Consider the following 15,584-nt stretch of genomic DNA (forward strand, 5'->3'; position numbering starts at 1 on the left):
GCGAGGCTTCCGAATGGTTAGGTTGCAAGCGTGCCGTGAGCTTGATCAGCGCCCGGCTACCACGATCATTTCCACTCGCCAGTCCGGGTTGATCAGTTCGGCCAGAGTGCAGGCGCGCGTCGGCGCATGGCCTTCTGGAAAGAAGTCGTCCCAGGCCCGGTTGAGTCCTGCATAGTCAGCCCTGTCAGCCAACAGGATGCGTACCGAGAGCACCCGGCTGAGGTTGCTGCCGACACTGAGCAGCATCGCCTCGAGATTGCCGAGGATCTCGCGGGTCTGAGCCTCAATGTCGCCTTGGGTGTTTGCGGCAACCTGGCCCCCGATGTACAGGGTGTTGTCGTGCAGCACCATATCGGAGCGGCGCGCAGAGGTTTCAAAGCGTTCGATATTCATGATGTCTTCCAGTGCTGTCGGGTGGCTGGCGAAGCGTGAGGCGTGCAGTTATGGAAGCAATTTGCAGCGAATAAGAAAAATCGATTTATCGTATTTCATAAATAAGCTGAGATTGTTAGTTGCGGCCTGACAGGTTGCCGAGCAGAGGTATCTCGGGAGGGATGGACACGGCTCATGGGTTTTCGCCGATGCCTCGGGGCACAACCGCCGAGGGTTATGGCGAGCGCAAGCGCCCCTAGCAGCCCTCGAGCATGCACCCGCTTGGTCTCTGAGCCTGGAGCACCTGCCCGACAACACCCCGGGCGACTCCACGGCTGATTACATGAGAAACAAAAAGACCCCGCGCGCAAGTTGCCGGGCAGGGGCTGGTTGGCACTAACGCCGGTCAGGCGACGTTCATGGTTCTGTGCGTATCTATCAAATGAATGACCACCTCTGGATCCGCCAAGGTGGAGGTATCCCCCAACCCGTCGTATTCCGCCGTGGCTATCTTGCGCAGGATGCGCCGCATGATTTTGCCCGAGCGAGTTTTCGGCAAGCCCGGTGCCCACTGGATGACATCCGGTGAGGCAATCGGCCCAATCTCTTTGCGCACCCAGTTTTTCAGTTCCACGCGTAATGGCTCGCTCGGCGTTTCGCTACCGATCAGGGTGACGTAGACGTAGATGCCCTGTCCTTTGATGTCATGCGGTACACCCACCACCGCCGCTTCGGCGACCTTCGGGTGGGCCACCATTGCGTTTTCGATCTCGGCGGTGCCCATGCGATGCCCAGACACGTTGAGCACGTCGTCAACACGGCCGGTAATCCAGTAGTAACCGTCTTCGTCACGGCGCGCACCGTCGCCGCTGAAGTACATCCCCCTGAAAGTTGTGAAGTAGGTGTCGACGAAGCGGTCGTGATCGCGATACAGGGTGCGCGCCTGGCCCGGCCAGGAGTCGATGATCACCAGGTTGCCCTCGGCGGCCCCTTCCAGCAGGTTACCCATGTTGTCCACCAGCGCGGGTTGCACGCCGAAGAACGGACGGGTTGCCGAGCCTGGCTTGAGCGCAGTTGCGCCCGGAAGAGGGCTGATCATGATGCCGCCGGTTTCGGTCTGCCACCAGGTGTCAACGATCGGGCAGCGGGATTGGCCTACGTTCTTGTAGTACCAATCCCAGGCTTCCGGGTTAATCGGCTCACCGACCGAGCCCAGCAGGCGCAGGCTGCTGCCATCGGCACCGTCAACGGCGGCGGTACCTGACGCCATCATGGCGCGGATTGCCGTTGGAGCGGAGTAGAGGATATTGACCTTGTGCTTGTCGACGATCTTGGCGACGCGGGTGATATCCGGGTAGTTGGGCACACCTTCGAACAGCAACGTGGTCGCGCCGTTGGCCAACGGGCCGTAGACGATGTAGCTGTGGCCGGTGACCCAGCCGACGTCCGCGGTGCACCAATAAACCTCGCCCGGCTGGTAGTCGAATACCCGTTCATGGGTCAGCGCGGCGTACAGCAGATAGCCGGCGCTGGTGTGCTGCACGCCCTTGGGCTTGCCGGTGGAGCCGGAGGTGTAGAGGATGAACAGCGCTTCTTCGGCCCCCATCTCTTTTGGCGCGCAATGGCTGGACGTCACCGCCATCAGGTCTTCGTACCAAATGTCACGGTGCGGGTTCCACTTGATCTCGCCAGCGGTGCGCTGGCACACGATGACTTTCTTCACACTGCTGGTTTCCGGGTTGGTCAGTGCGTCATCGACGTTGGTTTTGAGCGGGATCTTCTTGCCGGCACGAATGCCCTCATCGGCAGTGATCACCACTTTGGATTTGCAGTCGATAATTCGACCCGCCAGGGCTTCCGGCGAGAAGCCGCCGAACACCACTGAGTGGATCGCGCCGATGCGGGCACAGGCTAGCATCGCCACTACCGCTTGCGGAATCATCGGCATATAAAGGGTCACCACGTCGCCACGGTGCACGTCCTGACCGCGCAGGGCATTGGCGAACTTGCACACTTGCTGGTGCAGCTCGCGGTAAGTGATGTGCTGGTGCTCGGACGGATCATCACCCTCCCAGATGATCGCCAGATGATCGCCAGCTGATCGCTGCGTTCTTCCAAGTGCCGACCCAGGCAGTTGTAGGAAACGTTCAAGGTGCCGTCGGCGAACCACTTGATGTCGACGTGGTGATCGTCAAATGAAGTCTGCTTGCCTTAGTAAACGGCTTAATCCAGTCGAGGCGCTGAGCCTGCTCGCGCCAGAAACCGTCCGGGTTGACGATTGACTGCTGGTACATGGCTTTGTACGTCGTCTCGTCAGTCAGCGTATTGAGCAGAACCTCGGGGCGAACGGAATACGAAGAAGTCGCACTCATCTTTAAATACCTAGCTGGAGTAATTGTTTTTGTATGCGCTGGCTCAAGCTGCCTTAGCGCGCAGGCAACCTGGCATTGTCAGAACCACCCCGTGCAAACCGTCGATAGCGGTGTTTGCAACGGCCAGTACGCAACAGCGAGGCCACGCCTGCAGCGGCTGAGAAGGTGATCTTGCTGAGTGGATGGCGGATGAGGTCCGCGAGGCAAAAGCGCGGACCTCATCCGCCCCCAGCCAATACCGCGACCTGACATCCCCGCGCGCCGCTTCGAGAGCGGCGCGGTTGCATGGTTAGCGGCAATCCAGAGAAGCGCTGGCCCCGACGACGGATTGCCGTCGGGGCCAGCGCTTAGAAGAAGCCCAGGGGGTTGATGTCGTAGCTGACCAGCAAGTTTTTGGTTTGCTGATAGTGGTCGAGCATCATCTTGTGGGTCTCGCGACCGACGCCGGACTTCTTGTAGCCACCGAACGCGGCGTGCGCCGGGTACAGGTGGTAGCAGTTGGTCCACACCCGGCCCGCCTTGATCGCCCGGCCCATGCGGTAGGCGCGGTTGATGTCGCGGGTCCACAGGCCGGCGCCAAGGCCGAACTCGGTGTCGTTGGCGATGGCGAGGGCTTCGGCTTCGTCCTTGAAGGTGGTCACGCTCACCACTGGGCCGAAGATTTCCTCTTGGAACACGCGCATCTTATTGGTGCCCTTGAGCAGGGTCGGCTGGATGTAATAGCCGCTGGCCAGGTCGCCCTCCAAACGTTCCGCCGCGCCACCGGTGAGCAACTCGGCGCCTTCCTGTTGGGCGATTTCTAGGTAGCTCAAGATTTTGTCGAACTGCTGCTCGGAAGCCTGGGCGCCGACCATGGTTTCGGTGTCCAGTGGGTCGCCACGCTTGATCTGCTTGATCTTCTTCATCACCTCGGCCATGAACGCCGGGTAGATGGACTCCTGCACCAGCGCCCGCGACGGACAGGTGCACACTTCGCCTTGGTTGAAGAAGGCCAGCACCAGGCCTTCGGCGGCCTTCTCGATGAACTGAGGCTCGGCGCTCATGATGTCTTCGAAGAAGATGTTCGGCGACTTGCCGCCCAGCTCAACGGTGCTCGGGATGATGTTTTCGGCCGCGCATTTCAAGATGTGCGAGCCCACCGGGGTGGAACCGGTGAACGCGATTTTGGCGATGCGTTTGCTGGTGGCCAGGGCTTCGCCGGCTTCACGGCCATAACCCTGGACGATATTCAGAACGCCCGGTGGCAGCAGGTCGCCGACCAGTTCGGCGAACAGGGTGATCGACAGCGGCGTCTGCTCGGCTGGTTTGAGGATCACGCAGTTACCCGCTGCCAGGGCCGGAGCGAGTTTCCAGGCGGCCATCAGCAGCGGAAAGTTCCACGGGATGATCTGCCCAACCACACCCAGCGGCTCATGGAAGTGATAGGCGGCGGTGTGTTCGTTGATTTCGGCGGCGCTACCTTCCTGTGCGCGGATGCAGCCGGCGTAATAACGGAAGTGGTCGACGGCCAGCGGCACGTCGGCGTTGAGCGTCTCCCGTACGGCTTTGCCGTTGTCCCAAGTTTCAGCGACGGCCATCAGCTCGAGGTTGGCCTCAAGGCGATCGGCAATTTTCAGCAGAGCCCGCGAGCGATCTTGTACCGAGGTCTTGCCCCAGGCATCGGCGGCGGCATGGGCGGCATCCAGAGCGCGTTCGATATCTTCCGCGGAGGAACGGGGGAATTCGCCGATTACCGAGGCATCCACCGGGCTGGTGTTGGTGAAGTACAGGCCATTGACTGGGGCGACAAACTCGCCACCGATGAAGTTACCGTAGCGCGGCTTTAGGTTGATAAGTGCGCCTGGAGTACCGGGTTTGGCGTAAATCATGTGGACGACCTCTCGTATTGATCGGGAGCGCTGGCCGGCCATTGTGTTGGACGCGACCGTGCTGGAGCAGATGTGCAAAACAGGTGGCGGGAGGGGCCTCTGCGGCGCTCCCGCGTGAGCTTAGGTTAGGCGCTCTGCGGGGTTTCACCGCGCTTGAGGCGAGCATTGATGTCTTCAATCACTGCCGGTAGCTCATTGATGGTGTCGATCAGGTAATGCGGACGTGAGGCCTCGAACATCTGGCCGATGCGTGCGCGCTCCTGTGCCAGTTTTTCTTCCGGCAAGGCGCGGAACTGCTCGTAGGTCAGGCCAAGGGCGTTGCCGGAGCAGGTCAGGGCTACCGTCCACATGCCAGCGCTGCGGCCTTCAAGAATGCCCGGCCAGGTGTCGTCGACCTTGACGCAGGCGGCGACGTCGCTGATCCCAAGGGCGATCACGTTAGCCAGGGCCTGCGCTGGGTGCGGACGGCCGTTGGGTACCTCATCGGTCGCGACAACGTGGTCGGCAACATAGCCATTACGTTCGGCCAACTGCACCACCTTCTCCATTACCACAGCCGGGTAGCCAGAGCAGGAGCCGACTTTCAGGCCTGTTTTGCGCAGTGCGGTGATGGTGTCCAGAGCGCCGGGAATCAGAGCTGAATGCACGGCGATCTTCTCGATCTGCAGCGGCATAAAGCGCTTGTAGAGGGCGGTGACATCTTCGTCGGTCGGCAGGCGGCCGCAGGAGGCACGATAGCGTTCGGCAATCTGCGGTTCATTGCACAGGGTACGGATATGGTCCCATTTACCCATGCCCATCGGGCCGCGGGCTTCAGCCAGGCTGACCTCGACGCCAAATTCGGCGAAGGCCTCAACGAAGATCTGGGTCGGCGCGAAGGAGCCGAAGTCGACGACCGTACCAGCCCAGTCGAGGATGATGGCTTGCAGTTGGTCGGGGGATTGATAGTTCATGTGAGTGACTCCAATTGATTGCCGAAAGAGGGCGAGTGGTTAGTGGGTTCAGGCCTTGACCGGTGCGTTGCTGATGTCACGGCTGGGGATAAAGGATTCGCTGCTCGGCTGGGCATTTGGACGGCTGTTCCAGAACGGCAGCATGATCAGGATGGCGACCACAGCAGAGGCGGTGAAGCAGAGGAATACCGTCTCGGTGTCGAAGTAGCCGGGCAGCAGGCCGCCGAGTACTGCGCCGATCGAGCCACAACCGTTGACGAAGCCTGCTGCGGTGCCGGAGGTTTGCTTGCCGAAGTCGATGGCCGCGGCGCCGCTGATCATCGAGTCTGGTCCGTACAGGGTCAGGCCCATCATGAACAGCAAGCCAACCACTACCAGTACGCTGCCGGTGTTCATGGCCGGTACGAAGAGCACCAGACTCACGGTCAGCGCCAGCAGGCTGATTACACAGGCAGGAAAACGGCGGGCGCCAAACACCTTGTCCGAGAGCAGGCCGATCAGGATCGGTCCGACCAGGCCGGCGACCTCAAAGGCGGTCGGCACCACGGCGGAGGCAATTTTGCCAATCTCCGGCATGCGCTCGTAAACCATCACCGGGCCCCACAGCAGGATGGCGTAACGCGCCGGCTTGAGCATGAAGTAAGCCAGGCCGAGCACCAGCACCGTGCGATTCTTGAGGATGGTTTTCAGGCAGGCGAGAAAGCTGGGATGCGCCTGTGCAGTACCATCGCCCGACTCGGTCAGGGGTTCGACCGCTGGTAGGCCGACGTCCTGCGGCGTGTTGCGCTGGAAGATGAAGAACAGCACGGCGATTGCGGCCACCACTGCAGCCGTGGCAATAAAGGCCGCGCGCCAGTCGCCGTAGACCTCATAAGCCATCCAGCCAGCGAAGGGCGAAGCCACTAGACCACCGAAGGCATAGCAGGTGCACCACCAGCCAAGTACGCGACCGCGTTCCTGGGTGGAAAAGAAGCTGCCAATGTTCTTGCACAGCCCGGACCAACCGGTGGACTGGGCGAGGCCTTGCACCACCATGCAGGTGGCGAAGATCGGCAGGGTGGCGAAGGTACCCATGATCGCAGCGGCGGCGGCCGAGATCAGCAGACCGCCGAGGACCACGATGCGCGGGCCGAAGCGGTCGGCGAGAATACCCCAGGTGAATTGACCGATGGCATAGGCACCCAGGTACAGGGCATCCAGGTTGGCCATGACCGACTTTTCCATCATGAAGTCAGGGTCATCACCAATGCCCAGCTTGGCCACCGAGAAGGCCTTGCGGGTGAAGTAGAAGGCGGCGTAAGCCAGCCAGGTGATGGCAAATATCTGTAGACGCCAGCGCTTTAGGCTGCCGAGGTTGAAGGGGGAGGGGCTTGTCGAATGATTCATGCTGCGGTCCTCTGAATTTAGTGTGCTTGCAGTTCAACGACTGCAATTTGTTGTTGTTAAAAGCACTTCTTTCGCCGTTCTCGCGAACGGGTATATCCAGATGTATCGGGACCAACGAATCAGAGTTTCTTTCCTACGCTGCTGCGTCGGATACTGACACCGCGCAACGACGTCGGTGTCAGTATCCTGGATCAAGCTCTGCGAGTCGGCTCCGTATTACAGGTACTCAAGGTGCATGACGGTCGCGTTTCTTAGGCAGCGGGTTGGCACGTATCTACACCCATAACCGCGAGGGCATCGGCAATGGCGCGCAGCAACTGAGCGACAATGCGTTCGTCGATCTGGCCGATACAGCCGATGCGAAAACTCTCGGCGGTGGTCAGCTTGCCGGGGTAGATCAGAAACTGACGGGCCTTGAGTTCGTCGTAGAAACGCTTGAACTCGAAGTTCGGGTGGGCCGGGCTGAAGAAGGTGGTGATGATTGGCGACAGCCAGCGATCTTCCAGCAGGGTCTGGAAGCCCAGGTCGCGCATGCCACTGACCAGGACATTGCGATTGTTGGTGTAACGCATTTGCCGGCCGCTGACCCCACCTTCGGCAACGTGCTGTTCCAGCGCTTTGCGAAAGGCCACTACGCTATGGGTCGGCGGGGTGAAGCGCCACTGGCCGGTGCGCTCCATGTATTGCCACTGCTCTAGCAGGTCCAGGCTCAGCGAGTGGGCGCGGCCCTTTGACTGCTCCAGCAACGTGCGGCGGATGATGACGAAGCCAAAGCCGGGGATGCCCTCGATGCACTTGTTGGCCGAGGACACCATGACGTCGAAAGGGATCTCATCGACGGTCAGCGGAACCGCACCGAAGGAACTCATGGCGTCGACAATCAGCCCCTTACCATGAGCCTTGACCACGTCGGCGATCTCGCGCAGCGGGTTGAGAATGCCCGAACTGGTTTCGCAGTGAACCAGGAACACGTCGGTGACGTCGGGGTTGGCGGTGAGTAATTCGGCAACTTCTTCTGGCTGCGGTGGCAGGTAGTCACCCTTATCCAGAGCAATATAGTCGCGGCCCAAATAGTCGAGAATTTGCGTGGCACGCTTACCGTAGGCACCGTTCATCAGCACCAGGGCTTTGCCATCACGCGCGATGGCGGTGGCCAGCGCGGCTTCCACGGCGAAAGTGCCGCTGCCTTGCAGGGGCACGCAGGCGTAGCTGTCGTCATGCACGCCTGCCATCACTAGCAAGCCCTGGCGGATTTCAGCGGTGATGCGGTTGAAGTCGGCGTCCCAAGAACCCCAATCGCTAAGCATGGCTTGCTTGGTGGCCAGCGAGGTGGTCAGTGGACCTGGGGTGAGCAGGTACGGCTCGCCTAGGGCGGGGGCGTTAAGGGCAGGACGGGCGATGGGGAATTCAGCTTTGCTCATGATCGTCTCCAGCGTGTGTTGAGGCGGCGGTACGCCGTGCTGGAGAAGATAAAAACAAGTTATAGATAATAAATAAAATCGATTTATAGTATTTCTAAAATAAGCTCAGATTATTAATGGAGTACTCATGGCGGTATCACACGCGCAGCTACGAGCCTTTCATGCGGTGGCCCAGCAAGGCAGCTTTACCCGTGCCGCAGAACGTCTGTTTCTCAGCCAGCCGGCAGTATCCGACCAAGTGCGCAAGTTGGAAGAGCAGTTCGGTGTGTTGCTGTTCAACCGCACGAAGCGTTCGGTACAGCTGACTGAACTGGGCGAGCAGTTGCTGGGCATCACCCAGCGCCTGTATGCCGTAGCAGCAGAAGCGCAGGAACTGCTGTCCAGCTCACAGGCTTTACAAGCCGGTAGTCTGACCCTGGCGGTCGACTCGCCGGTGCATGTGCTGCCATTTATCGCCCGGTTCAACGAGCGTTACCCGGGTATTCGCTTCAGCGTGGTGACCGGCAATACCGACGAGGCGTTGGCACGGCTGTTCGAGTTCAAGGCCGACTTCGCCGTACTTGGCCGGCCGATCGAAGACCCAAGCCTGTTGACCCATGTACTCAGCACGGCACCGCTGGTGGCTTTTGTCGGCCCGGGGCATCCCTGGGCCGAGCGCGAATCTATTGTGCTGGCCGACCTCGACGACACACCGCTGGTGTTACGCGAACGTGGCTCAATGACCCGGCAAAGCATTGAGGACGAGATGCTGCGCGTGGGCGCCAGACTGCGCCCAGCCATTGAGGTAGAGGGACGCGAGGCGGTGTTCGAGATGGTCGCCGCTGGGCTGGGGGTGGGCATCGTCTCGGCGGCTGAGTTTGGCAGCAGCCGCAGCATGCGTGTCTTGCCGATTGAGGATTGCCAGCGCTATATGACCGAGACCCTGGTGTGTCTGCGTAGCCAAGGCACGCGACGAGTCATCGAGACCTTTCTTGATGTGGTGCGCTCGAGTATCACTGATTAAATCGGCGACTGTTGCGGTCAGTCCGCCGGACTAGCCGACGGCGAGACTTTCCCACGCCCGCGTGTTTTATCGGCTGTAATCGGTTATTTGAGGTTGTCCATGCAGCGCGGCCACCCTGTAACAGCACTCAATAGTGGCGCGCGCACCGTTAGAAGGGGTAGTCGTAGCGATGGCTTGATGGTCGCGGCGTAGGATGTAACTTGATAAGCCGACATATAAGCGGCTGCCTTGAACGGCGCACGGAGTCGCGCCTGATAGCCGCTTTTATGGTCGGCGAAGACGCCAACTGACTACAGGCCGAGGCTACAGTCAGCCTTGCCTGGCATTTGAGTCAGCATTTGGGTTCTCAGTCTATAAATAAGCCTTACTGATACCTGATAGCCACTAAATCGATTGGAATGATGGCTTTATGCTTGGCATGCTGAGTGGGTCTTCTCTGTGAGCACCACCATGTCAGATGCCAACCTGGCCACACTACTGGTTTTGATTTCGGCGTTTATGCACGCCAGCTGGAACGCGGTGGTCAAGTCCAGCAGTGACCGTTTGTCATCGATGGCAATGGTTGATGGCGTGGCATTTGTCGTAGCTTTGGCATTGCTGCCCTTTGTTGACCTGCCTTCATTAGAGGTGTGGGTCGTGATTGGCCTATCGACCTTGGTCAACCTGTTCTATCGCTACTTTCTAATCCGCGCCTACAGCTTCGGCGACTTCGGCCAGGTGTATCCGCTGGTTCGCGGCTTACCGCCATTGCTGGTCGTGGTGTTTGCAGCCGTCTGGCTGGGAGAGTCGCTGCCGGACCTGGGCATCGTCGGCGTGGTGGTGTTGTCACTCGGGGTGCTCAGCTTGCTGCACGTAACCCAGAACTGGCAGGCACCGCGCAACGCGTTGGCCGCTGGAGTGTGCGTGGCTTTGTACACGGTGATCGACGCCCATGGCGTGCGCAGCTCAGAGAGCGTGCTCCAGTACCTGGTGTATTTCACCCTGTTGCTGAGCATACCGATCCCCCTGTTCGCCGCCTGGCGACGGGGCCCCGCGCTGGGTCGACACGTTCGCCAACACTGGCGTATGTCGGTGTTTGGCGGGCTGACCTACAGCGCGGCGTATGCACTGGTGTTATGGGCCATGACGCTGGAGAACGTGGCAAAAATCGCCGCTCTGCGCGAGAGCAGCGTAATTATCGGCGCGGTGATTGCCACGCTGCTATTTAAGGAACCCTTCGGTCATCGCCGGCTGATTGCCGCAGTAACCGTGACGCTGGGAATTATCCTGATCAAGTGCGCGGCTTAGCCAAACACTGCTGCGCCACATGCAAAATTCATCGATCAAGCACGCATCGCGGTGCTCGTTGAGGCGATATAGCAATTTATCAAGCAAGTTCGCTTGATTACAGTCGCACTTCAGCAATATCTGCCAACCCAAATGAAAGCATGCAGTCCAGCGCAGAACAGCCATCAACAAGAGTGGCGGTGTGCGCTTGCACACCCATGTGTTAGCAGTACTGGATGGGCGACTAAAGATAGTTCGTTGCGCTTTATGGACACCCATTAGGTGATAAATACGTTCCGTCAGGTCTCAATCCAAGTTGGCCGCTTTGAGTCGATAACTGCCCGTCGCGATAGACGACAGCGGCCAAAAGCCGACACTCAGTAGCATCTACGAAACTAGGGCGACTCACTTACTCTGCCTCTTTGAGTCAGTTTTAAAATATGGATATTTTGCGTTTCATTGAAGTATGCGATGGCCTCATCACCCGCCAGGACGCACTGCAACGATTGCCTAGCAGCGAGGCCTATGAGGCCATTAAAGAACAGGGGTCGTGTGTGATGGCTTATTGGCGTTAAGCACTTGATTCAGCGCGTCAAGCATCAGGTCGGCGTGCTCCTTTTCGAACGCTAGAAGCGGCCGGATCTTGAGGATGTTTTCCAGAGGCCCAGCGGCACTGATCAGCACGCCGTGTTCGCGTAAATCGTTGACGATGCGCCGGGTAGCCTGTGCTGCCGGTGCCTTGGTTTCCCGGTTGCTGACCAACTCGATACCAAAGAACATCCCCGCACCGCGTACGTCGCCAATCAGTTCGTGGTGTTCGGCGAGACGCCGGAAACCCTGCAGCAGATAGTCGCCAATCTGTGCCGAACGCTGTTGTAAACCCTCTTCTTGGATAACCTCCAGCACGGCCTTGGCAGCGGCGCAGGAGACAGGGTTGCCGCCGAAAGTGTTGAAATAGCGCACGCTGCGGCCAAAGCTTTCGATCAAATCGGCGCGCGCCACGACGCCGGCGATGGGCTGACCGTTACCCATGGGTTTACCCAGGGTGACGATGTCTGGCTGCACGGTATGACGCTGGAAACCCCACATGTTTTCGCCGGTGCGTGCAAACCCGGATTGCACCTCATCAGCGATATACAGCAGCCCTTCAGCGCGCGCCAGGGCCACGCCTTCGGCGAGAAAGCCGCAGGGCTCGGCGAACACCCCATCACTGGCGAAGATGCCGTCGAGCAGCAGCGCGGCAGGTTTGATGCCACGGGCGCGCAGGTCGTCGATGGCCGCGCGCACGTCGGCGGCGAAGGCGGCCGCGACGTTTTGCGTCCCAAGCCGGTAGGCGTCTGGCGCGCGAACGCAGCGTGCATGAGCCGGCAAGCGGACTCCGGCTCCGAGCGACGGCGAAAGCGCCGAGATGTCTCCGGTAACGCCGTGGTAAGCGAATTGGGTGATGATCACCCCTTCGCCACCGGTGAAGTGGCGGGCGATGCGCAGGGCCAGGTCGTTGGCTTCGCTGCCGGTGCAGGTGAACATCACTCGCTCAAGACCGGCGGGAAAGGTAGCCAGCAGTTGCTCGGCATAGTCGAGGATGCCTTGCTGCAGGTAGCGCGTATGGGTATTGAGTTGAGCGGCCTGTGTACAAATCGCTTCGACCACGCGCGGATGACAATGGCCGACCGAAGCGACATTGTTATAGGCGTCCAGGTAACGTCGGCCTTGTTCGTCGTAGAGCCAGACCCCCTCGCCACGCACCGTGTGCAGAGGGCGCTCGTAAAACAGACGGTAGGCCGGGCCAAGCAGACGCTCGCGGCGCTCGATTAATGCCCGTTCCTGTTGGCTTAGGCGCTCGGCGTCGGCCGGACTGAACCCATTGAGCATGCTCATGCGTGTGGCTCCTCTTGGCAGGCCTTGATGATTTGCGCTTGAGCCTGGTGGCGCGACAGGTTAGCTAGGCCCTGTAGGCTCTGCCAGGCGTGTTGACTATTGCGCAGAATGTAATCGCAATTTTCCGGGTGCAGGCTGGCGCGCCAGGCGGTGATGCAAAGGGTCATAACCAGGCGTGTGGCGATCAGGTCCACGAGGATCGTCTGCTCGTCGGGCAAAAGCGGATTGCGCCGATGGTAGGCGACGATTAGCTCGCTCGCGGGCGCGAGGGGGTCGTCGATTCCGCCCAGTTGGTAGGCGGCGGCGACCGCTAGATCGTTGACCAGCGGTGCATACACCATATCGCCGAAGTCGAGGATGTTGAGGATGCGTTCTGGGTGATGTGCATCGACGATGACGTTGTGCGGGTTGAGGTCGTTGTGAATGACCTGCGCACGCAATTTCGTCAGATGCGGCAAAGCCTGTTCCTCGAAATTATCGAGGAATCGCTCCACTAGCGCGCGTTTTTTGCCGTGGTCGATGTGCGGGAGCAAGCGCCGCAGGCGGGAGGCATGCTTCATGTCCCAGAGTAATTCATGGCCAGAAGCCGGATGGCTGAAGTCCTGCATGGCGCGGTCGAGGCGAGCCAGCGCATCCCCGAGGTTTTGCCGTAAGGCCAGGCTGCGCTCGGCTACTTGGTGCAAGGGTAAGCCTTCCACGAAGGACATCAGGCGCGCCAGCATGCGCTGGCCGTCAACCTCTACGGCGAACTGGTAGGAACCGTCCAGCGCCGGGTAGACGCGCTGCACCGGCAGTTCAGGGTCGGTGCGCTGAACGTGCAAGAGAACGCCATTCTGGAAATCCACAACCTGAGGATCTTCCAGCGGATGAGACAGCTTAAGCAGACGGGTTACACCGTCAGCAGCGCTGATTTTAAAATTCAGATCGCGCTCGCCAGCGAGACGCTGGGCGGCGCCATGCAGGCCGAAGTGTTCGGTGGCGATGGCGGCAGCCTGCTCGAGACTGACCTGCGCCGGAGCGACTTCGAGCAGGTGGTCGTGTACGGGGGCGGTATTCAGAGACACTGCGAAGGACTCCATCGACTCATGCATAAGCAGCCCACCCGGCGACGCCGGACGGGCATGAGAGGTTACTGGCTGGCCCAAGCGAAGAAGCGTTGTTCCAGCGCCTCGCCATGGTCGATCCAGAACTCGGTGTCCATGGCCCGCGCGTGCGCAAGGTTTTCCGGCGCAGTGGGCAGAGCGGGGCGGATCGCGGGGTCGATCAGGGCGAGAGTGTGGATGTTGGTCGGGCCATAGGGAATCGCCTCGGCGAACACCTTCTGCTGCTCTGGACGGTTGGCCAGAGCGATGAATTTCTCGGCCAACGCCTTGTTTTTGCTGCCCTTGACGATGGCCCAGTGGTCGACGTCGTACAAGCTACCGTTCCACTGCATGACGAACGGCCGACCTTCTTTTTGCGCAGTGGTGATACGGCCGTTGTATGCAGAGGTCATCACTACGTCGCCAGAGGCTAGCCATTGCAGGGGTTGTGCGCCGGCCTCCCACCACTGGATATTGGCTTTGAGTTGGTCGAGTTTGCGGAAAGCCCGGTCAACGCCTTCCTTGGTGCCGAGCACCTTGTACAAATCATCCAGCTGCACGCCATCAGCGAGCAACGCAAACTCTAGGGTGAACTTGGCGCCTCGGCGCAGGCCGCGCTTACCTGGAAAGCGCTCGGTGTCCCAGAAGTCTGCCCAGCTTGTGGGCGCTTCGGCCAGTTTGCTGGAGTCATAGGTGAGTAAGGTGGACCAGATGAAGATCCCGACGCCGCAGTCACTCACAGCCGCGTCGAGAAAATCTTCTTTCTTACCTAGTTTTGACCAGTCCAGTTGTTCAAATAGGCCATCACTGCATCCACGCACAAGCTCCGGCGTCTCGACTTCCACCACGTCCCAGTTGGTATAGCCGGTATCGGCCATTACTTTGATTTTGGCCATTTCACCATTGTATTCGGACGCTATGACAGAGGCGTTGTGCTGCGCCGAGAAGGGTTGATAGAAGGCTTTGTCCTGGGCCACTTTGTTATCGCCGCCGAACGACACCACGGTCAGCGTTTCGGCTGCCTGGGCTGGGACGGTCGCGCCGGCCAGCAACAGTAAGGCTGCGAATTTCTTGAACATAGGAATGCTCCTTAATAAACCAGAGGTCCGACGTACTGGGGCTACTTGAGGGGGGAGGCAGTTTTGATTCGGGCTGAGGGGCGCAGCATTGCCGATAAATGACCTGGGCAATGCCGACGCATCCTGTCGCATATGGGGATGGGTGGGCTGCATGCGATGTCCTCCGAGCTTTTATTGTTGTCATAGGTAGACGATGGTATTAAAGCACCTAGAAAAACATGATGCATCATGTTTTATTTGGTTGTTCAGACACTATACGTTTGTCCTCCATTCAGGAGACAGCCACTGCAAAGGAGGGGAGCGATAATGAATGGACCCCAAACGTTGCTGCTAACAGGCGCCAGTCGCGGTATCGGGCACGCGACGGCGAAGCATTTCAATTTCGCTGGCTGGCGAGTGTTCACCGCTCGCGCCAGGAGTGGGGGCAGGCTGTCCTTGGGCTGAAGGGCGGCAGAGCCATATCCATATGGATCTGGAAGACATTGATAGCGCCGAATGCAACCTTCCGCTGATCCGCGAGAGGCTGGGCGGCCAGTTGCACGCATTGGTGAACAATGCCGGGACCTCGCCGAAGTCGGCGAGTGGTGCGCGAATGGGGGCGCGAGAGTGATTACGCGATCTGGATACGCGTGTTTAACGTCAATTTATTCTCCACCGCGCTGCTTGGCGGCGGTTTATTCGAGGAGTTGAAGGCGGCTCAGGGCACGATCATCAACGTCACCTGCATCGCTTAGGCAAGCCGGAGGAGGTCGCTTCGCTAATCCACTTCCTCTGTACCAATGGTGCGTCTTATGTGAATGGTGCCGAAATCCACGTCAACGGAGGGCAGCACGTTTAGCGAACTGGCAATCACGTCTGACAACGAGGATCATTAACGTCTGACAGTTCGTCAGACGACACTGCG

At 59.6% G+C, this 15,584-nt stretch carries 10 protein-coding genes and 2 pseudogenes; 3 read left to right on the plus strand and 9 right to left on the minus strand.

The window, feature by feature from the left end:
- Window positions 1-45 precede the first annotated feature (45 nt).
- From Q0V31_RS13615 to Q0V31_RS13640, 6 genes and pseudogenes are all read right to left on the minus strand, one after another.
- Window positions 46-393: a RidA family protein gene (locus Q0V31_RS13615; protein WP_298188312.1), complete on the minus strand. Its 348-nt coding sequence runs from the start codon at window positions 391-393 to the stop codon at window positions 46-48.
- A 385-nt stretch (window positions 394-778) separates the two neighbouring features.
- Window positions 779-2,744, minus strand: a pseudogene (acs, locus tag Q0V31_RS13620) (acetate--CoA ligase).
- Window positions 2,745-3,091: 347 nt separating this feature from the next.
- Complete coding sequence (locus tag Q0V31_RS13625) at window positions 3,092-4,612, minus strand: aldehyde dehydrogenase family protein (RefSeq protein WP_298188314.1); 1,521 nt, start codon at window positions 4,610-4,612, stop codon at window positions 3,092-3,094.
- 125 nt (window positions 4,613-4,737) lie between these two features.
- Window positions 4,738-5,565 carry a phosphonoacetaldehyde hydrolase gene (phnX, locus tag Q0V31_RS13630; protein ID WP_298188316.1) on the minus strand — a complete coding sequence of 276 codons (828 nt, stop codon included), beginning with the start codon at window positions 5,563-5,565 and terminating at the stop codon, window positions 4,738-4,740.
- A gap of 48 nt (window positions 5,566-5,613) precedes the next feature.
- Window positions 5,614-6,951 carry an MFS transporter gene (locus Q0V31_RS13635; protein ID WP_298188317.1) on the minus strand — a complete coding sequence of 446 codons (1,338 nt, stop codon included), beginning with the start codon at window positions 6,949-6,951 and terminating at the stop codon, window positions 5,614-5,616.
- A 251-nt stretch (window positions 6,952-7,202) separates the two neighbouring features.
- Window positions 7,203-8,372 carry a 2-aminoethylphosphonate--pyruvate transaminase gene (locus tag Q0V31_RS13640; protein WP_298188318.1) on the minus strand — a complete coding sequence of 390 codons (1,170 nt, stop codon included), beginning with the start codon at window positions 8,370-8,372 and terminating at the stop codon, window positions 7,203-7,205.
- Window positions 8,373-8,499: 127 nt separating this feature from the next.
- On the opposite strand from Q0V31_RS13640, the gene Q0V31_RS13645 reads away from it, so the two are divergent.
- On the plus strand, window positions 8,500-9,375 hold the full coding sequence (locus Q0V31_RS13645) for a LysR substrate-binding domain-containing protein (RefSeq protein ID WP_298188319.1): 876 nt from the start codon (window positions 8,500-8,502) through the stop codon (window positions 9,373-9,375).
- Between the two features lie 450 nt (window positions 9,376-9,825).
- The gene (locus Q0V31_RS13650) at window positions 9,826-10,662 is read left to right on the plus strand and encodes an EamA family transporter (protein ID WP_298188321.1); all 837 of its coding nucleotides are present in this window, start codon (window positions 9,826-9,828) and stop codon (window positions 10,660-10,662) included.
- Window positions 10,663-11,175: 513 nt separating this feature from the next.
- Here the strand turns inward: Q0V31_RS13650 and Q0V31_RS13655 are convergent.
- The 3 genes from Q0V31_RS13655 to Q0V31_RS13665 form a co-directional block, all read right to left on the minus strand.
- Window positions 11,176-12,519 carry an aminotransferase class III-fold pyridoxal phosphate-dependent enzyme gene (locus Q0V31_RS13655; protein WP_298188322.1) on the minus strand — a complete coding sequence of 448 codons (1,344 nt, stop codon included), beginning with the start codon at window positions 12,517-12,519 and terminating at the stop codon, window positions 11,176-11,178.
- Window positions 12,516-13,583, minus strand: a complete 1,068-nt coding sequence (locus tag Q0V31_RS13660) for a phosphotransferase (RefSeq protein WP_298188324.1) — start codon at window positions 13,581-13,583, stop codon at window positions 12,516-12,518. Before Q0V31_RS13660 ends, Q0V31_RS13655 begins: the two co-directional genes overlap by 4 nt.
- Before the next feature lie 65 nt (window positions 13,584-13,648).
- Entirely contained in the window at window positions 13,649-14,680 is a 1,032-nt protein-coding gene (locus Q0V31_RS13665) for an extracellular solute-binding protein (RefSeq protein ID WP_298188325.1), read from the minus strand.
- Between the two features lie 306 nt (window positions 14,681-14,986).
- On the opposite strand from Q0V31_RS13665, the pseudogene Q0V31_RS13670 reads away from it, so the two are divergent.
- A pseudogene (locus Q0V31_RS13670) lies at window positions 14,987-15,518 on the plus strand (SDR family oxidoreductase).
- Window positions 15,519-15,584 lie beyond the last annotated feature (66 nt).

Origin of the sequence: uncultured Pseudomonas sp. (assembly GCF_943846705.1) — a bacterium.
In the GTDB taxonomy this organism is placed as follows: Bacteria; Pseudomonadota; Gammaproteobacteria; order Pseudomonadales; family Pseudomonadaceae; genus Aquipseudomonas.